The following is an 18,151-nucleotide window of genomic DNA, read 5'->3' on the forward strand; positions in this document are numbered from 1 at the left end:
CCCGGGTCGGGGCGCCGCGCGGCGGGAGCGGCTGACCGCGTCGCGGTCGGGACGAAAGACCGTCGCGGCCGCGTGCGCAGCCGCCTAAGGTGACGCGCATGAGGAGCACGCGCGGGCTCAGCCGCGCCGAGGTGCACGAACGGCGCTCCCGGGGCGAGATGAACACGCCGCCCGACGACTCCGGGCGCTCGCTGTGGCGGATCCTGCAGGCGAACGTCTTCACGCTCTTCACCCTCATCGTCGGCGGATGCTTCGGCCTGCTCCTCGCGCTGGGGTACTGGCAGGATGCCCTGTTCGGGTTCTTCGTCATCGCCAACATCGTCATCGGGGTGGCGCAGGAGTTCCGGGCGAAGGTGACGCTCGGCCGTCTCGCCGTGCTCAACGCGCCGCTCGCCCGGGTGCGGCGGGCCGAGCCGGGAGCCGAGGCGGCGGTGGACGAGGTGGCCGTCGCCGAGGTCGCCCTCGACGACGTGCTCGTGCTGAGCGCGGGCGACCAGGTCGTGGCCGACGCCGTCGTGCTCGAGGCCTCGGGGCTTGAGGTCGACGAATCGCTGCTCACGGGCGAGGCGGAGCCGGTCGGCGCGGACGCCGGGCGCGAAGTGCTCGCGGGCTCGACGATCGTCGGCGGCAGCGGGCTCGCCCGCGTCATCCGTGTCGGGCCGGATTCGTACGCGAACCGCATCACGGCCGAGGCGAGGCGGTTCTCGCTCGTCGGCAGCGAGCTGCGCGACTCCGTCGCCCGCATCATCCGATGGATCAGCATCGCCCTGCTGCCGATCGGCGCGATCGTCGTCAACGGGCAGATGCAGGCCGCGGGCGGCTGGGCGGCGGCCATCGAGTCGGGCGCCTGGCGCGATGCCGCCGTTGCCGCGACCGCGAGCATCATCGCCATGGTGCCGCAGGGACTCGTCCTCATGACCTCGGTGGCGCTCGCCGCCGGTGCCGTGCGGCTCGCGCGGCAGGAGGTGCTCGTGCAGGAGCTCGCCGCCGTCGAGGGCCTCGCCCGCGTCGACATGCTGTGCCTCGACAAGACCGGCACGCTCACCGAGGGCGCGCTCGTGCTCGACGCCGTCGAGGAGGCGCCGGGCCTGCCCGCCGACGAGACGGGGCGGGATGCCGCTCTCGCGTGGTTCGCCGCCGACCGTGATGCGAACGCCACGGCGCGAGCCCTCGGCGATCGGTTCCCCGATACCGCCGCAGCGGTCGCGCCCGCCGAGGTGCCGTTCTCGTCGGTGCCGTTCTCGTCGTTGCGCAAATGGAGCGCCGGGCAGCTCGATACCGGAACCTGGGTGCTCGGCGCCCCCGACATCGTCCTCCGGGGCGCCGTGGACGACGACACCCCCGGCGCGGTCGCGACGCTGCGACGGTGCCGCGCCCTCGCCGAGAGCGGCCTGCGCACGCTCGTGCTCGCGCGGTCGGAGGAGCCCCTGACGACGAGCGCCGGCGGCGGGCCGGACGAGCACGGCGTGATCGCTCCGGCCGAGGCGGCGCTGCCGCGCGGGCTCGCGCCGATCGCGGTGCTGACCTTCCGCGAGCGGGTGCGGGGCGATGCGCACGCGACGCTCGGGTACTTCCGCGAGCAGGGGGTGGGCATCCGCGTCATCTCGGGCGACGACCCGCGCACCGTCGCCGCCGTCGCACGCGAGGCCGGCGTCGAGCAGGTCGTCGCGGGGTTCGACGCCCGCGAGCTGCCCGAGGACGAGGACGCGCTCGACGCCGTCATGGCGCGCGAGCACGTCTTCGGGCGGGTGACCCCGGAGCAGAAGAAGGCCATGGTGCTCTCGCTGCAGCGGCTCGGGTACACCGTCGCGATGACGGGCGACGGCGTCAACGACGCGCTCGCGCTCAAGCATGCCGACATGGGCATCGCGATGGGCTCGGGCGCCCCCGCGTCGCGCGCTGTCGCCCGCATGGTGCTGCTCGACGGGCGCTTCAGCCGACTGCCGCGCATCGTCGGCGAGGGGCGCCGCGTCATCGCGAACGTCGAGCGGCTCGCGAAGCTGTTCCTGTCGAAGACCGTCTACGCGATCCTCTTCGCCGTGACCTTCGGCGCGCTGCTGTGGCCGTTCCCGTTCCTGCCGCGGCAGCTCTCGATCGTCGACGGGCTCACGATCGGGCTGCCGGCGATCGTGCTCGCCCTGCTGCCGAACGCGCGCCTCTACCGACCGGGGTTCCTGCGCCGGGCCGCGCGGTTCTGCGTTCCGGCGGGGCTCATCGTCGGCGCGGCCGTCATCGGGGTCGTCGCCTACGCCTACGCCGGGCTCGGGCTGCCGGCGGCCGAGGTGCAGGCGCTCACCGTCATCACCCTCACGCTCTCGGCGCTCTGGGTGCTCGTCATCCTCGCCCGGCCGTTCACGCGGTTCACCCTGCCCGTCGTCATCGCGGCCTACCTCGGGCTCGGGGTCGTGCTGTCGATCCCGCTCGCCACCGACTTCCTGCAGCTGCGGCTGCCCGAGCTCGAGGTCATCGGCGTCGCGGTCGGCGTCTCGGCGGTCGCCTCGCTCGTGCTCGAAATCGTGCACCGGGTGATGCGGCGCTGAGCAGACCCGCAGCAGCGCACGGCCCGCGGAGAGCATCCCGCGCATGTCGAAGGGCCCCCGCCACCACCCGGCGAGGGCCCTTCGAGTCAGGGGAGAGCGACCTAGTGGTCGACCGACTTCTCGGCGCCGACTCCGGTGAGAGAGCGCACCTCCATCTCGGCCTGCTTGTCCAGGCTCTCCTTGTTCTTGTCGAGCATCGTGCCCAGCCAGCCGAGGAAGAACGCCAGCGGGATGGAGACGATGCCGGGGTTCGACAGCGGGAAGATGCTGAAGTCGACGCCCTGGATCATCGAGGTCGGGCCGCCCGAGACGACCGGCGAGAGGCTGATCAGGATGATCGCCGAGCCGAGACCGCCGTACATGCTGAACAGCGCGCCCTTGGTGGTGAAGCGGCGCCAGAACAGGGAGTAGATGATCGTCGGCAGGTTGGCCGAGGCCGCCACCGCGAAGGCGAGCGCCACGAGGAAGGCGACGTTCTGACCGTTCGCCCCGATGCCGCCGATGATGGCGACGATGCCGATCACGATGACCGTGCGACGGGCCACCTTGACCTCGGCGCCGGCGGGCGGGTTGCCCTTCTTGATGACGCTCGCGTAGATGTCGTGCGAGAAGGAAGCCGCCGCCGTGATCGTCAGCCCCGCGACCACCGCGAGGATCGTCGCGAAGGCGATCGCCGAGATGATGCCGAGCAGCACCGATCCGCCGAGCTCGAAGGCGAGCAGCGGGGCCGCCGAGTTGGCGCCTCCCGGGGCCGCGGCGATGCGCTCGGCGCCGATGAGGGCCGCCGCGCCGTAGCCGAGCACGAGCGTGAACAGGTAGAAGATGCCGATGAGCCAGATCGCCCAGACGACGCTCTTGCGGGCCTCCTTGGCCGTCGGCACCGTGTAGAAGCGCATGAGCACGTGCGGCAGGGCCGCGGTGCCGAGCACGAGCGCGAGGCCGAGCGAGAGGAAGTCGAGCCGGCTGATGTCGCTGATGCCGTACTGCAGTCCCGGCGCGAGCACCGCGGGGTTGCCCGAGGTCTCGACGGCCGAGTCGAGCAGCGTCGACAGGTTGAAGCCGTTGATCGCGAGCACCCAGATGGTCATGATGCCGGCACCGGCGATGAGCAGCACCGCCTTGATGATCTGCACCCAGGTGGTGCCCTTCATGCCGCCGACGAGCACGTAGAGGATCATGAGCGCGCCCACGACGGCGATGACGACCGACTGGCCGACCCGCTCGTCGATGCCGAGCAGCAGGGCGACGAGCCCGCCGGCGCCCGCCATCTGCGCGAGCAGGTAGAAGAAGCAGACGACGAGGGTCGAGATCGCCGCGGCGATACGCACGGGGCGCTGCTTGAGGCGGAACGCCAGCACGTCCGCCATCGTGAACTTGCCGGTGTTGCGCAGCAGCTCGGCGACGAGCAGCAGCGCGACGACCCAGGCCACGAGGAACCCGATCGAGTAGAGGAACCCGTCGTAGCCGTTGATCGCGATGGCGCCGACGATGCCGAGGAACGAGGCGGCCGAGAGGTAGTCGCCCGCGATGGCCGAGCCGTTCTGGCCGCCCGTGAACGAGCGCCCGGCGGCGTAGTAGTCGGCCGCGGTCTTGTTGTTGCGGGATGCCCGGAACACGATGATCATCGTGACCGCCACGAAGGCGCCGAAGATCGCGATGTTGAGGATCGGGTCGCCCGGCGAGGACGAGGCGGTGTCGGCGGCGAGACGCAGCATCAGCGCACCCCCTCCTTCGTCTCGAGGCGCTCGCGGATGGCCCGGGCTCCGGGGTCGAGGTTGCGGTTGGCGTACGAGACGTAGGTCATCGTGACGATGAACGTCGTCGCCACCTGCGAGAGGCCGAGCAGGATGCCGACGTTGACGCTGCCGAACACGGGCTGCGCCATGAACTCGGGCGCGTACCCGGCGAGCAGCACGAACGAGATGTACCAGAGCAGGCACACGGCGGTGACGGGCAGCACGAACCCGCGGTGCTTGCGACGCAGGTGGGTGAACTCCTCCGAGTTCTGCGTCTCACGGAACACCGCGGCCGTCTGGCCGGACGAGTGCTCCTCGGTCAGGGCGTCATTGCCCATGGTGTCTCCTCGAGGTCGACGGCGGTGACGTCCTCGTCGGCGTCGGTGCCGTGCATGATTTCAGTGCGGGGGTGGTTCGGGAGTGGTGCGGCCCCACCCTCCCCCCGACGAAGGCCACGAGGAACGCCGGGCGCGCTCGTCGGCGGCGAGCGGCATCGGCCGTGCGACGAGCGGCGCCCCGCCGCCATCCATCGCCCCCTCGATGCGGTGGCCCCGCCCCGCGTCGCCTACGGTGGATGCTCGTGACCGAGTCAGTGCTGCTCGCCCTCGCCGTCGGCGTGCTCGTCGGCGTGGCGATCGCCGTGCTCGGCATCGTCGCCTGGCGCGTCGTGAAGCTCTCGCGCGAGATGGGAACGGCCGCCGAGCGGGCCACCTACTCGACGCTGCACCTCGCCAGTCAGGCCGCGACGCATCTGCGCGGAGGGCTCGACACGGGCGACCCGCATCGGGCTCTGCGCCCCCTGCGCGCGCTGCTCGACTGCCGGGTGCTCGCCCTCGCCGACGATCACGGCGTGCTCGCGCTCGACGCCGGTCCGGGCGATCAGCGGCTCGTCGGCGAGCTCAGGACCATCGCCGAGAGCCTCGCCGAGGAGGTGCGGCGCGGCGATAAGCCGCAGGTGTTCCGCGGCATCGACCCGAGCCGGCGCGGGGTCTCGAGCACTGACGCCGTCGCCGCGCCGATCATCGCCGACGACCGGGTCGTGGGCGTCATCATCGCCTTCTCGCCGACCGTGCGCCCCGGTCTGGTGCGCGCGACGGGCGAGGTCGCCGAGTGGGTCTCGGCGCAGCTCGAGCTCGCCGAGCTCGACGCCAGCCGCGCCGCCCTCGCCGAGGCCGAGGTGAAGGCGCTGCGCAGCCAGATCAGCCCGCACTTCATCTACAACGCGCTCACCGCCATCGCGAGCACCATCACGACGAACCCGCCGCGGGCGCGCGACCTCGTGCTCGAGTTCGCCGACTTCACCCGGTACTCGTTCCGCCGGCAGGGCGACTTCACGACCCTCGCCGACGAGCTCAAGAGCGTCGACTCCTACCTGCAGCTCGAGCGCGCGCGCTTCGGCGACCGCCTCACCCTCACCCTGCAGGTCGCCCCCGAGGTGCTGCCGACGGTCATCCCCTTCCTCAGCGTGCAGCCGCTCGTCGAGAACGCCGTGCGGCACGGGCTCGAGCCCAAGGCCGCGGGCGGCCGCATCACCATCCGGGCGAGCGACGCGGGCGCCTTCGCGCTCATCGAGATCGAGGACGACGGGGTCGGCATCGATCCCGAGCTGCTGCGGGGCATCCTGGCGGGGCGGCCCTCGGTCGATCACGTGGGGGTGCGCAACGTGGATGCCCGGCTGCGGCAGCTCTACGGCGACGAGCACGGCCTCACCGTCGAGACGAACCTCGACGCGGGCACCCTCGTGCGCATGCGCGTGCCCAAGTCGCAGCCCGACAACGCCGTAGGAGACTGACCTGATGCTGACCGTGCTCATCGCCGACGACGAGCAGCCCGCGCTCGACGAGCTGGCCTACCTGCTCGGGCACGACGCGCGCATCGGCGTCGTGCACCGGGCCTCGAACGGCGCCGACGCCCTGCGCATCCTCACGCAGGAGGAGATCGACGCCGTCTTCCTCGACATCCACATGCCCGGCCTCAGCGGCATCGACCTCGCCCGCGCGCTCGGGCACTTCGACCGCCGCCCGCCCTTCGTCTTCGTCACCGCCGACGAGGAGCGCGCCGTCGAGGCCTTCGACCTCGCGGCCGTCGACTACCTGCTCAAGCCCGTGCGCACCGAGCGCCTCGAGCGCGCGGTCGGGCGGCTCATCGAGGCGCGCGCGGCCGCCGACGCCGCGGGGGCGGGCGGGGCGGGCGCCGCGGGCGCTCCCGTCACCGGCGCCGTGCCCGTCGTCGCCCGACCCGAGCTCGTCGCCGTCAGCCTCGGCGGAACGACGCGCATGATCCGGCAGGACGCGATCCACTACGTGCAGGCCCAGGGCGACTACGCGCGGCTGCACACCGACGACGGCAGCTACCTCGTGCGCGTTCCCATGAGCGATCTCGAGCAGCAGTGGGCGGCCGCCGGCTTCGTGCGCATCCACCGCTCGTACCTCGTCGCCCTCGGGCACGTCGAGCGCCTGCGCCTCGGCGCGAGCAACCCCACCGTGCTCGTCGGCGGGGTCGAGCTGCCCGTCAGCCGCCGCCTGCTGCCCTCGCTGCGCGACCGGGTGGCGGCGAGCCGGGTGCGGCCGCGCGCGTGAGCGATCCGGGGGCCGGCGGGGGTGCCGGGGAGGTCGCGGTGGGCGGGGTCGCCGCGGGCGGCCCCGCCGCGAGGCCCGTGCCGCCGGCGCGGGTCAGCGTCACCGCGCCCCGGCAAGGGGCGCCGCTCGCGGCGGGAGCCGGTCATCCCGCCCTCGATCGCAGCGACACCGCCACCGTCTACGTGCGCTCCCTCATCCGCTCGCAGCTGCGCCTCGCGCTCGTGTGCGCCGCCGGCTTCGTCGTCAGCCTCGGGATGCTCTGGCTCGTGCTCGCGGCCGCCCCCGGTCTCGACGCCGTCGTCGTCGCCGGGGTGCCCGTCAGCTGGCTGCTGCTCGCCTTCGGCAGCTACCCCGCCATCATCGCCTTCGCGCTCATCTTCATCGTGGCGAGCGCGCGCAACGAGGCCGGGTACCGCTCGCTGACGGAGGCCTCGTGAGCGCCGACGGGGCCCGCCCGTGAACCCCGCGCTCGGCTACATCGCGATCGCCGCCGTCACCCTCATGACGGCGTTCATCGGCTTCTTCGGCCTGCGCATCTCGCGCACGACGCGCGACTTCTACGTCGCCTCGCGCACCGTCAAGCCCTGGTGGAACGCGAGCGCCATCGGCGGCGAGTACCTCTCGGCGGCGAGCGTGCTCGGGGTCGCCGGGCTCATCCTGCTGCAGGGGGCGGGCGGGCTGTGGTTCCCGATCGGGTACACCGCCGGCTATCTCATGCTGCTGCTCTTCGTCGCGGCGCCGCTGCGGCGGTCGGGGGCGTACACGATCCCCGACTTCACGCGGGCGCGGCTCGAGTCGCTGGGCGTGCGACGGCTGACGAGCGTCCTCGTCATCCTCATCGGCTGGTTCTACATCGTGCCGCAGCTGCAGGGCGCGGCCCTCACCATCCGCATCACGACGGGCCTGCCCTCGTGGATCGGCGCCGTCGCGGTGGCCGTCATCGTCGGCCTCATCGTCGCCGCGGGCGGCATGCGCTCCATCACCTTCGTGCAGGCGTTCCAGTTCTGGCTGAAGCTCACGGCGATCGCCGTGCCGGTGGTGTTCCTGCTGATCGCGGTGGCGGGCGGCGCGGGCACGGCGCTGGATACGGCCGAGGCTTTTCCCGCGGCGCTCGGTCCGGCATCCCTCGACGGCTACGCCACCGTCTCGCTCGTCATCGCCCTGCTGCTCGGCACGATGGGCCTGCCGCACGTGCTCGTGCGCTTCTACACGAACCCCGACGGGCCGGCCGCGCGGCGCACGACGCTCATCGTGCTGGGGCTGCTGTCGGTGTTCTACCTGTTCCCGACGATCGTCGGGCTGCTCGGCCGGGCGCTCGCCCCCGCGCTCGCGCAATCGGGGGAGGCCGACGCGCTCGTGCTGCTGCTGCCCGGGCTCGTCATCGGCGGGCTGCTCGGCGACGTGCTCACGGCACTCGTGATCGCGGGGGCCTTCGGCGCCTTCCTCTCCACCTCGTCGGGGCTGATCATCTCGCTCGCCGGCGTCATCTCGCAGGAGGTCGCCGGGGGATCGGTGCGCGGCTTCCGCATCGCCGCGATCGCCTCCTCGCTCGTTCCCCTCGCCGTCGCCCTGCTGCTCGAACCGGGCGGGCTCGCCGGCAGCGTCGGGCTCGTCTTCGCCTTCACCGCGTCGACCCTGTGCCCCGTGCTCGTGCTCGGCATCTGGTGGCGCGGCCTCACCGCCCGCGGCGCGATCGTCGGGATGCTCGGCGGCGGCCTCGCCTGCGGCCTGGCCATCCTGCTCGGGCCGCTCCTGACGGCGGCCGGCGCCGCGGCCTGGCTGCAGTCGGCCCTGCTGCAGCCCGCCGCCTGGACCGTTCCGCTGGCCTTCGCACTGACCGTGCTGGTCTCCCGGCTCGACCGCCGGAGGATCCCGCGCGGGGCCGACCGGTTCCTCGCGCGCCTGCACGTGCCCGAGCGCGCCGAGTAGCCCGCGCCGGGCATCCCGCCCCCGGTGCCGGCGCCAGTACCCGCCGCCGAGCCTTCGGCCCTGCCCCAGGCCACCGCCGCTCGCCGCCACCCGCTGCCGCCCCCGGGCTGCCCGCGATCAGGAGTCGGGCGACCGCGGTCGGAGTGTCGCCGCATGACTCGAGTCGACATGCCGAGGCGCTCCTGATCGCGGGCACTGAGGAGCCGCCCGCCCGGCCTGGCACGAATTCAGGCATCGCGCGACCGAGGTCGGCGTGCCGCCGCCTACCCGGGGTCGACGCGCCGGGAGGCGCCTGAATTCGTGCACGGCCGAGCCGGGCATCCTGCCCCGCCCCTCGCCGGCGACGGGCCCCGCGTCAGGCGGCGGGCTGCCCCGGTCGCCGCCGCACCCGCAGCCGCCCCTGCGCGAGCAGCACCCCGAGGATGACGAGCGCCGCGCCCACCGGCTCGTTCCAGACGAGCCGCTCCCCGAGCACGACGATGCCCAGCAGCACCCCGATCACCGGCGTGATGTAGGTGACGGTGGATGCCCGGGTCGCGCCCCACGCCCGCACCACGTTCTGGTTCCAGACGTAGGCGAGCCCGGTGCCGAGCGAGCCGAGCGCGATGACCGCGAGCACCACGACGGGGCTCAGCGACACGGGCTCGAGCCCGATGAGCGGGGTCAGCGCGAGCAGCACTACCGCCGCGATCGCGATGTACGCGGCCGTCATGGCGAGCGCGCTCACCCCGGTCGCGGCGAGGTGGCGGCGCATGTACGAGAGGCTGAAGCCGTAGCAGGCGGTCGCCCCGAGCATCGCGAGCTGGGGCAGCAGGTCGCCGCCGAGCGCGACGCCCTGCCAGGGACCGATGATGACGATGACGCCGAGGATGCCGATGCCGATGCCGAGCACCTGCGCCCGGTCGAGGCGCTCGACGCGCAGCACGAGGGCCGCGATGAGCGCCGTCATGATCGGGGTCGTGGCGTTGTAGACGCTCGCGAGCCCCGAGGCGACGTACTGCTGCGCCCACGAGAACAGCAGGTACGGCACGACGCAGAACATCACGCCGATGACGGCGAGGTGCCCCCAGACCGGCCCCCAGGCGGGCAGGCGGTCGCGGGTGATGACGACGAGCAGCAGCAGGGTGACCGCGCCGAGCACGGCGCGCGCGGTGGCGACCTGGGCGGGCGAGAGCCCGGTGAGCGCGAGGGCGATGAACAGGAAGCTGGCGCCCCAGATGAGACCGGCGAGACCGAACTGGGCGGCGATCCACCCCTCGCGCGGTCTCTCGACGGCGGTCGCCGCGGGCGCGCTCACTCCCCGGTCGCGATGCTGCCGGTGGAGGCGATCTGCTCGTGGTGGTGGATGACCTCGGCGACGATGAAGGTCAGGAACTTCTCGGCGAAGGCCGGGTCCAGCTCGGCCTCCTCGGCGAGACTGCGCAGCCGGGCGATCTGCACGCGCTCGCGCTCGGGGTCGGAGGCCGGCAGACCCGTGACGGCTTTGAGCCGCCCGACGCTCTGCGTGCACTTGAACCGCTCGGCGAGCAGGTGCACGAGGGCGGCATCGATGTTGTCGATGCTCTTGCGCAGGGAGCCGAGCTCGGCGAGGGCCGCATCATCCATGCCCCGAGCGTATCCGCCGACGGGCCGCGGGGGCACGCCCGCATCGGCGGCTTCCCGACGACGCACTGCCGCGCGCGGGCGGGGGTTCAGCGGTGCCGCAGGCGTCGGGCGATCGCGGCCCACGCGCCGACGGCCCGCTCGGCCACCCAGACGGGCGCCCAGAGAGCGGCATCCGCCCGGTAGTGGTCGGCGCCGCCCGCGCGACGCCGCCCGACCTCGGCGACGACGACGGTTCCGAGCGCGACCGCGGCGAGCAGCGGCGGCCGGCGTGCGGCCAGCAGGATGCTCGGCAGCAGGGCGAGCTCGCCGGCGACCCGCGCGGGCCGGGCGAACGAGTCGCCTGCCTGCCCGATCCGCTGGTGCCAGAAGCGCGGAACGCTGGGCGCGAGGCGATCCACGTAGACGTCGAGTGCGGTCACCACCTCGCCGCCCACCGAGTCGATCGTGCGCTGCAGCTCGGGGATGTCGTGCAGCAGCCGGCTCTCCATGCCGCCGACGGCCTGGAAGGTGTCGCGGCAGACGACCGCCGTGGCGCCCTCGTCGCCGGCGAAGCGCGCGGAGACCACGGCGCGGGTGACGAGGCTGCGCGCGGTGTCCCAGCGCGCCTGCCACGGCTGCGGGCGCAGCACCGTCTGGGGCAGCACGATGTCGGCCTCGGGTGCGGCCGCGAGCAGGGCCATGAGCCCGTCGCGGTCGTAGCGCACGTCGTGCGCCGCGATGATCACGCGCGGCCGCAGGCCCGGCAGCCGCCCGGTGTGCACGCCGCGGGCGGCGCCGTGATCGCCGATCGCCGCGTTCTGGCCGGGCCGGTGGTGGCGCACGGCGTCGGGGAGAGCACGGGCGTGGGCCGCGGCGAGCGCGGGGGCGGAGTCGTCGAGCACGGTGACGGGCATCCATTCGGCGACCCGCGCGGCGTAGCGCGCGACCGCGTCGATGGGCCCGGGCTCGTGCCAGCGGAGGGTGAGGACGTACTCGGCGTCGGTGAACGCCTCATCCGTCATCGCCGGATGCCCCCGGTGCGCTCGACGGGGAGCGTGATGGGCCGGTCGTCGACGGGCGGGATCTCGGCGGCGCGATCGGCGCGCAGCACCGCGTCGTTGCGGAGGGCGTCGCACTCTCGCAGGGCGCTGCGCCCGACCGTCCAGCGGACGACCTCGTGCTCGGTGATCCAGCGCTCGACCGCGACGCCGATGGCGGCGCCGAGAAGCACGTCGTCGAGCAGCTCGGGCTGCGCCTCGACGAGTCCGCCCGCGATGCGCGCGCGTCCGGCACCCGCGCCGCGCGCGGCATCGGATTGCAGGAGCGGCCGGCCGAGGCGACCGAGCGCCTCGATGACGGCCGACTCGATGGAGGTCTCGATCGAGCCGGTCGTCGTGCGTAGACCGTAGAAGAGCCCGCGCAGGCGATCGTGCCGGGCGAGCATCGCGGTCGTGTTCACGGCGGTCAGCACGCGCACGTCGACGACGTCGAGGTACCGGCCGCGCTCGGTCTGGAGGCGCTGGTCGCCGAGCCGGGCGAGGAGCACGGCCGCCGCCGTCGCGTCATCGGCCACGACGCGCTGATCGGCGTCGACGAGCACCGAGCGGATGGAGCGCGCGACGAGGTGCTCGCGCAGCTGCGGCGCGGTCGATTCGCCGGCGAGGTAGCGATGCGGGCGGGAGGACTCCGCGTCGTCGATGATGACGTCGAGCGCGGTGGCGACCGCGTCGGCGACGTCCTCCCCGGTCGCGATCGCGCCGCGGGCCGCGCGGGCGGTGGGGAGGGGGACCTCCTGACGCAGGGCCTCCTCGAGCGCGGTCTCGAGGTTCTCGCACACGGCGAGGAGCAGCGGGTCGGCGGCCCAGCGCGCATCCACCCGGCCGAGGCCGCCGGCGTCGAGGGCGCCGAAGCACAGCAGCGCGAGCTGCAGATCGTCATCGGTGAGGATGTCGGGGCTGGAGATGATCGCGCGCTCGACCTGCGCGTCGAAGGAGGACACGATCGGCGGGGCGCCGACCCGGCCGGTGAGCACGGCGACGAGCGCCGCGCTGACGGGACCGCGGGGCGTCGGGATGGGCAGGGGTTCGATGGGGGCGGTGCGCGCGGCGGAACGGGTGCGGCGCGGGGTCGTGGGGGTGGCGGTGCGGGGGGCACTGCTCACGGGGGCGCCCTCGTGGGCCGGGTCGGTGCCGGGAGCGGGGGGTGCGAGTGTCATTCTGCGAAGCTACGGAGCCTGGACGTCCCGTGCCAGGGGCTTGACAGGGTGTCAGAAGTGCGACACCCTGCCGGGCCGTCGCCGGGAGCTCAGACCGCGCCGGCGACCCGCGCCATGAGCCCCGCGCGCACGGCGGGCCAGTCGTCGATCGTGATCGAGAAGATCGCCGTGTCGCGCCAGCTGCCGTCCGCGCGCTGCTGATCGCGGCGGGCGATGCCCTCGAAGGTCGCGCCGAGTCGCGCGATCGCGGCGCGCGAGCGGAGGTTGCGCACGTCGGCCTGCAGCTTCACGCGCCCGTAGCCGTGGTCGAAGAGGTGACCGAGCAGCAGCAGCTTGCAGGCCGGGTTGACCGCGCCGCGCCACGCCTCCGGGGTGTACGCGGTGTAGCCGATGTGCGCCGACTCGGAGCGCTCGACGAGGTCGGTGATCGTGCTCGTGCCGAGCACCCGACCGGCGAGCGGCCCGGCCGTGGCGCGCACGACCCGCACCTGCGGGCGCGGCACGGGGAGCGCGGAGTCGAGGGGCAGGTACCGCACGATCCAGGCTTCGAAGGCCGCGCCCTCGCAGAACGCGGCCGGCCCGCCGCCCCAGCCGCCGGCGAAGACCTCCGGCCGCGCGAGCGCCTGCCGGAGCCCCTCGAGGTGCGACGGCGCGAACGGCTCGAGCCGCACGCCGTACCCCTCGAGCGCGTCGAGGGGCAGCGGGCGGGCGGTCACGGGCGACTAGTCGAGCAGGTCGTGGCGCACGACGATCTCGTCGCGGCCGGGGCCGACGCCGATGGCCGAGATGCGCGCGCCGCTCATCGCCTCGATCGCGAGCACGTAGTCCTGCGCGTTCTTCGGCAGCTCCTCGAAGGTTCGGGCGCCCGAGATGTCCTCGCTCCAGCCCGGCAGCTCCTCGTAGATCGGGGTCGCGTGGTGGAAGTCGCTCTGCGAGACCGGCACCTCGTCGACGCGCACGCCGTCGACGTCGTAGGCGACGCAGACCGGGATGCGCTCGAGCCCCGTGAGCACGTCGAGCTTCGTCATGACGTAGTCGGTGACGCCGTTCACGCGGGCCGAGTAGCGCGCGATGGGGGCGTCGTACCAGCCGCAGCGGCGGGGGCGACCCGTGGTGGTGCCGTACTCGTGCCCGGCATCCCGCAGGAAGTCGCCGGAGGCGTCGAAGAGCTCGGTCGGGAACGGGCCGGCGCCGACGCGCGTCGTGTACGCCTTGACGATGCCGATGACGCGGTCGATGCGGTTCGGCGCGATGCCCGAGCCGGTGGCCGCGCCACCGCTCGTCGAGCTCGACGACGTGACGAAGGGGTACGTGCCGTGGTCGACGTCGAGCATGGTGGCCTGACCGCCCTCGAAGAGCACGGTCTCGCCGCGCTCGAGGGCCTGGTGCAGCTCGAGACCGGTGTCGACGACCATCGGGCGCAGGCGCTCGGTGTACGACAGCAGATCCTCGACGACCTCGTCGACCGTGATCGCGCGCCGGTTGTAGACCTTGACCAGCAGGTGGTTCTTCTGGTGCAGGGCGCCCTCGACCTTCTGGCGCAGGATGTTCTCGTCGAAGAGATCCTGCATCCGGATCCCCACGCGGTTGATCTTGTCGGCGTAGGTCGGGCCGATGCCGCGACCGGTCGTGCCGATCTGGCGCTTGCCGAGGAACCGCTCCGTCACCTTGTCGAGGGTGCGGTGGTAGTGCGTGATGACGTGCGCGTTGGCGCTGATGCGCAGGCGCGAGACGTCGACGCCGCGGGCCTCGAGAGCGTCGAGCTCCTCGAACAGCACGGCGATGTCGATGACGACGCCGCCCGCGATGACGGGCGTGACGCCGGGCGTCAGGATCCCGCTGGGCAGCAGGTGCAGGGCGTACTTCTCGTCCCCGATGACGACGGTGTGCCCCGCGTTGTTGCCGCCGTTGAACTTGACGACGTAGTCGATGCGGCCGGCGAGCAGATCGGTCGCCTTGCCCTTGCCTTCGTCGCCCCACTGGGCGCCGATGATGACGGCGACTGGCATGGTGGTCCCTTCGGATGGAAATGGGATTACGTCTCACCCTATCTGGCGCGGCGATCGACCCGGTGGTACGTTTGTTCTGCGAACAATCGTTCGCTATGTGAACCAGCGGGGCGGCCGCCCGGGGCTGGGCGACCGACGGCGGTGCACGCCGGGGCGGGAGTGCCGTGATCTCGAAGATCTCGTCATCGATGCGGGATGCCCTCGCCGACGTCGCCGACGGCGCGACCGTCATGATCGGCGGCTTCGGCCTCGCCGGGCAGCCCGCCGCCCTCATCGAGGGCCTCATCGAGCACGGCGCGACGGATCTCACCGTCGTCTCCAACAACGCGGGCAACGGCGACCACGGCCTCGCCGCGCTGCTCGCCGCGGGCCGCGTGCGGCGCATCGTCTGCTCGTTCCCCCGTCAGACCGACTCCTGGGTCTTCGACGAGCTCTACCGCTCGGGCCGCATCGAGCTCGAGCTCGTGCCGCAGGGCACCCTCGCCGAGCGCATCCGCGCCGCGGGCGCCGGCATCGGCGCCTTCTACACGCCGACCGGGGCGGGCACCCTCATCGCCGAGGGCAAGGAGGTGCGCGAGCTCGACGGCCGCCCGCACATCCTCGAGCTGCCCCTGCACGCCGACCTCGCCCTCATCAGCGCCTACCGCGCCGACGCGCTCGGCAACCTCGTCTACCGCCGCACGAGCCGCAACTTCGGCCCGCTCATGGCGGCCGCGGCGCGCACGACCGTCGCGCAGGTCGACCGCGTCGTGCCCGTGGGGGCGCTCGACCCCGAGAGCGTCGTCACGCCGGGCATCTACGTGCAGCGCGTCGTCGAGGTCGGCGACCGCGACTGGCTCGACGAGGAGGGCGCGCTGCGACCGGTCGCCGAGCGCACCGCAGTGATCGGGAGCTCGGGAGGGGCATCCGCATGACCGACACGCCCACGGCACCGACCGCGACGCCCACCGCGCCGTCCCTCGCGCCGTCGACCGGCCCCGGCGTGCGCCTCGACCGCACCGCGCTCGCCGCGCGCATCGCCGCCGACATCGCGCCCGGCTCGTTCGTCAACCTCGGCATCGGGGCGCCCACGCTCGTGGCCGACCACCTGCGGCCGGAGGACGGCGTGACCCTGCATACCGAGAACGGCATGCTCGGCATGGGGCCGGCGGCGCAGGGCGACGAGGTCGACCCCGATCTCATCAACGCCGGCAAGATCCCCGTGACCGAACTGCCCGGCGCCGCGTACTTCCACCACGCCGACTCCTTCGCGATGATGCGGGGCGGGCACCTCGACGTCTGCGTGCTCGGGGCCTTCCAGGTCTCGGCGAACGGCGACCTCGCCAACTGGTCGACGGGCGCGCCCGACGCCATCCCGGCGGTCGGCGGCGCCATGGACCTGGCGCTGGGAGCCCGCAGCGTGTGGGTGATGATGGACCTGCTGACGAAGGGCGGCGCCTCCAAGCTCGTCGCGTCGTGCAGCTACCCGCTCACCGCCATGAGCTCCGTCTCGCGCGTCTATACCGATCACGGCATCTTCGAGCCGGGGCCGGCGGGACTCGTGCTCGTCGAGTCGTTCGGGACCTCGCACGCCGAGCTCGAGGCGCTCGTCGGGCTGCCGCTGCGGGCCGCCGATCCGACCGCCCGACCCGAGGCCGAGGAGGCCCGAGCATGACCGCTGCCGTCATCTACGACGCCGTGCGCACGCCGTTCGGCCGCATCGGGAAGGCGCTCGCGGGCATCCGCCCCGACGACCTCGCCGCCTCGACCCTGCGCGCCCTCGTCGACCGCCACCCCGACCTCGACCCCGCCCGCATCGAGGACGTCATCCTCGGCGACGCGAACCAGGCCGGCGAGGACAACCGCAACGTCGCGCGCATGGCCGCCCTGCTCGCGGGGCTGCCGACCTCCGTGCCGGGCGTGACCGTCAACCGGCTCTGCGGCTCGAGCGTCGAGAGCGTCATCCAGGCCTCGCGCGCGATCGAGGCGGGGGATGCCGCGCTCATGATCGCGGGCGGCGTCGAGTCGATGAGCCGGGCGCCGTGGGTCGTGCAGAAGCCGAGCCGCGCGTACCCCGTCGGCCACGAGCAGATGCACTCGACGACCCTCGGCTGGCGCATGACCAACCCGCGCATGGACGGGCGCTGGACGGTCGCGCTCGGCGAGACCGCCGAGATCCTCGCCGAGCGGTTCGCGATCTCGCGCGAGGAGCAGGACGCCTTCGCCGTGCGCTCGCACCAGCGCGCCGCCGCCGCCTGGGACGCGGGCCGCTACGACGCCGAGATCGTTCCTGTTCCGGGCGTCGATCTCGCGCGCGACGAGGGCATCCGCCCCGATTCGACGATGGATGCCCTCGCCGGGCTCGCCCCCGTGTTCCGATCCGAGGGCGGCACCGTGACGGCGGGCAACTCCTCCCCCCTCAACGACGGCGCGAGCATGCTGCTCATCGGCTCGGAGGGCGCGCTCGACGCCGAGCCGCTCGCCCGCATCACCGGCCGCGGAACGGCCGGCAACGACCCCGACGTCTTCGGCATCGCCCCCGTCGAGGCGGCGAACCGCGCTCTCGCCCGCGCCGGCCGCACCTGGGCCGACGTCGACCTCGTCGAGCTCAACGAGGCCTTCGCCGCGCAGAGCCTCGCCTGTCTGCGGCTCTGGACGGAGCTCGACCCCGAGCGCGTCAACGTCGACGGCGGCGCGATCGCCCTCGGCCACCCGCTCGGCGCCTCCGGCGGCCGCATCATCGGGCACCTCGCCCACGCTCTGCGCGCCCGCGGCGGCGGCATCGGCGTCGCCGCGATCTGCATCGGCGTGGGTCAGGGGCTCGCGGTCGTCGTCGAGGCTTAGCGGCCGCACGCCCTCCGTCGGGTGGACCGCGTCAGCCGGCCCACTGCCCGCGTGCCGATCCGGCGAGCACGGCGGCGAGCGACCCCGGCGTCATGCCGAGGCGCTGCTCGGTCGCCGTGAACACGAGCGCGTCGGCGGCGGGCGCATCCACCACCCCCATCGCATGGTGCTGCACCGCGATGCCGTCGGCGAGCGCCGTGAGCATGCGGGAGTCGGCATCGGGGTCGGCGCTCGTGGCGAGTCCGGCGTCGACCGCGCGCCGGATGACGCCCGCGAGCAGCGCCTCGCAGTCGTGGTGGTGCCGCACGAGGGCCGCGGCGAGAGCGGGGTTGCGGGGCGCCTCGCTCCAGGCGTCGATCCACACCAGGTAGTGATCCTCGGGCGTCGTCGAGAGCCAGGCGGCGAGCGCCGGAACGGGCGCGAGCTCGGCGAGCAGCGCCGAGTCGGAGGCGAGCTCGGCCGTGACGGCGGAGTCGAAGGCCTCGGCCATGAGCTCTTCGCGCGTGGCGAAGTAGTGGCGGATGAGCCCGTGCACGACGCCGACCTCGGCGGCGACCTCGCGCAGCGTCACGCTCGCGAAGCCCTTGCGGGCGACGATGCCGAGGGTCGCCCTCAGGATCTCCGCGCGGCGCTCCTCAGAGGTCTTGCGCCCGGCGGACTTGCGCTCGGGAGCGGCGGTGGACGCCTGGGGCGCAGCATCGCGGACGGTCTCGGGCACGCGTCGAGTGTAGGACGG

17 protein-coding genes are annotated in these 18,151 nt (G+C 73.4%); 8 read left to right on the plus strand and 9 right to left on the minus strand.

Going from position 1 to position 18,151, the window contains the following annotated elements; genetic code table 11:
- The first annotated feature begins 98 nt into the window (after positions 1-98).
- Complete coding sequence (locus tag OVN18_RS04110) at positions 99-2,540, plus strand: HAD-IC family P-type ATPase (RefSeq protein ID WP_267782139.1); 2,442 nt, start codon at positions 99-101, stop codon at positions 2,538-2,540.
- A gap of 101 nt (positions 2,541-2,641) precedes the next feature.
- On the opposite strand, the gene OVN18_RS04115 is transcribed toward OVN18_RS04110, so the two are convergent.
- Both OVN18_RS04115 and OVN18_RS04120 read right to left on the minus strand, forming a co-directional pair.
- On the minus strand, positions 2,642-4,255 hold the full coding sequence (locus OVN18_RS04115) for a solute symporter family protein (RefSeq protein ID WP_267738319.1): 1,614 nt from the start codon (positions 4,253-4,255) through the stop codon (positions 2,642-2,644).
- Complete coding sequence (locus tag OVN18_RS04120; RefSeq protein WP_267738321.1) at positions 4,255-4,614, minus strand: DUF485 domain-containing protein; 360 nt, start codon at positions 4,612-4,614, stop codon at positions 4,255-4,257. Before OVN18_RS04120 ends, OVN18_RS04115 begins: the two co-directional genes overlap by 1 nt.
- Before the next feature lie 242 nt (positions 4,615-4,856).
- On the opposite strand from OVN18_RS04120, the gene OVN18_RS04125 reads away from it, so the two are divergent.
- The 4 genes from OVN18_RS04125 to OVN18_RS04140 are packed head-to-tail and all read left to right on the plus strand — an operon-like array spanning position 4,857 to position 8,784.
- Complete coding sequence (locus OVN18_RS04125; RefSeq protein ID WP_267738323.1) at positions 4,857-6,068, plus strand: histidine kinase; 1,212 nt, start codon at positions 4,857-4,859, stop codon at positions 6,066-6,068.
- A gap of 4 nt (positions 6,069-6,072) precedes the next feature.
- A complete protein-coding gene (locus tag OVN18_RS04130) occupies positions 6,073-6,855 on the plus strand; it encodes a LytR/AlgR family response regulator transcription factor (RefSeq protein WP_267738324.1) in 783 nt (260 codons plus the stop codon).
- Entirely contained in the window at positions 6,852-7,292 is a 441-nt protein-coding gene (locus OVN18_RS04135) for a hypothetical protein (RefSeq protein WP_267782141.1), read from the plus strand. The genes OVN18_RS04130 and OVN18_RS04135 overlap by 4 nt, the downstream gene beginning before the upstream one ends.
- Positions 7,293-7,311: 19 nt before the next feature.
- A complete protein-coding gene (locus OVN18_RS04140) occupies positions 7,312-8,784 on the plus strand; it encodes a sodium/solute symporter (protein ID WP_267782143.1) in 1,473 nt (490 codons plus the stop codon).
- Positions 8,785-9,139: 355 nt separating this feature from the next.
- Here OVN18_RS04140 and OVN18_RS04145 read toward each other — a convergent pair whose 3' ends face one another.
- From OVN18_RS04145 to OVN18_RS04170, 6 genes are all read right to left on the minus strand, one after another.
- A complete protein-coding gene (locus OVN18_RS04145) occupies positions 9,140-10,081 on the minus strand; it encodes a DMT family transporter (RefSeq protein ID WP_267782145.1) in 942 nt (313 codons plus the stop codon).
- A complete protein-coding gene (locus OVN18_RS04150) occupies positions 10,078-10,389 on the minus strand; it encodes a chorismate mutase (protein ID WP_267738327.1) in 312 nt (103 codons plus the stop codon). Before OVN18_RS04150 ends, OVN18_RS04145 begins: the two co-directional genes overlap by 4 nt.
- 86 nt (positions 10,390-10,475) lie before the next feature.
- Positions 10,476-11,390: a glycosyltransferase family 2 protein gene (locus tag OVN18_RS04155; protein WP_267782147.1), complete on the minus strand. Its 915-nt coding sequence runs from the start codon at positions 11,388-11,390 to the stop codon at positions 10,476-10,478.
- The gene (locus OVN18_RS04160) at positions 11,387-12,583 is read right to left on the minus strand and encodes a hypothetical protein (RefSeq protein WP_267782148.1); all 1,197 of its coding nucleotides are present in this window, start codon (positions 12,581-12,583) and stop codon (positions 11,387-11,389) included. Before OVN18_RS04160 ends, OVN18_RS04155 begins: the two co-directional genes overlap by 4 nt.
- Before the next feature lie 89 nt (positions 12,584-12,672).
- Positions 12,673-13,299, minus strand: a complete 627-nt coding sequence (locus OVN18_RS04165) for a GNAT family N-acetyltransferase (RefSeq protein WP_267782150.1) — start codon at positions 13,297-13,299, stop codon at positions 12,673-12,675.
- 6 nt (positions 13,300-13,305) lie between these two features.
- Positions 13,306-14,592: an adenylosuccinate synthase gene (locus tag OVN18_RS04170; protein ID WP_267738331.1), complete on the minus strand. Its 1,287-nt coding sequence runs from the start codon at positions 14,590-14,592 to the stop codon at positions 13,306-13,308.
- A 188-nt stretch (positions 14,593-14,780) separates the two neighbouring features.
- Here OVN18_RS04170 and OVN18_RS04175 point away from each other — a divergent pair, with 188 nt between their 5' ends.
- From OVN18_RS04175 to OVN18_RS04185, 3 genes are read left to right on the plus strand one after another with little or no spacing between them, the layout of a single operon-like run.
- On the plus strand, positions 14,781-15,506 hold the full coding sequence (locus OVN18_RS04175; protein ID WP_267782908.1) for a 3-oxoacid CoA-transferase subunit A: 726 nt from the start codon (positions 14,781-14,783) through the stop codon (positions 15,504-15,506).
- Complete coding sequence (locus OVN18_RS04180) at positions 15,503-16,246, plus strand: 3-oxoacid CoA-transferase subunit B (protein ID WP_267782152.1); 744 nt, start codon at positions 15,503-15,505, stop codon at positions 16,244-16,246. The genes OVN18_RS04175 and OVN18_RS04180 overlap by 4 nt, the downstream gene beginning before the upstream one ends.
- Positions 16,243-17,415: a thiolase family protein gene (locus tag OVN18_RS04185; protein WP_267782154.1), complete on the plus strand. Its 1,173-nt coding sequence runs from the start codon at positions 16,243-16,245 to the stop codon at positions 17,413-17,415. Before OVN18_RS04180 ends, OVN18_RS04185 begins: the two co-directional genes overlap by 4 nt.
- A gap of 31 nt (positions 17,416-17,446) precedes the next feature.
- Here the strand turns inward: OVN18_RS04185 and OVN18_RS04190 are convergent, their stop codons facing one another.
- Entirely contained in the window at positions 17,447-18,133 is a 687-nt protein-coding gene (locus tag OVN18_RS04190; protein WP_267782155.1) for a TetR/AcrR family transcriptional regulator, read from the minus strand.
- Positions 18,134-18,151 lie beyond the last annotated feature (18 nt).

It is taken from the genome of Microcella daejeonensis (genome assembly GCF_026625045.1).
In the GTDB taxonomy this organism is placed as follows: domain Bacteria; phylum Actinomycetota; class Actinomycetes; order Actinomycetales; family Microbacteriaceae; genus Microcella; species Microcella daejeonensis.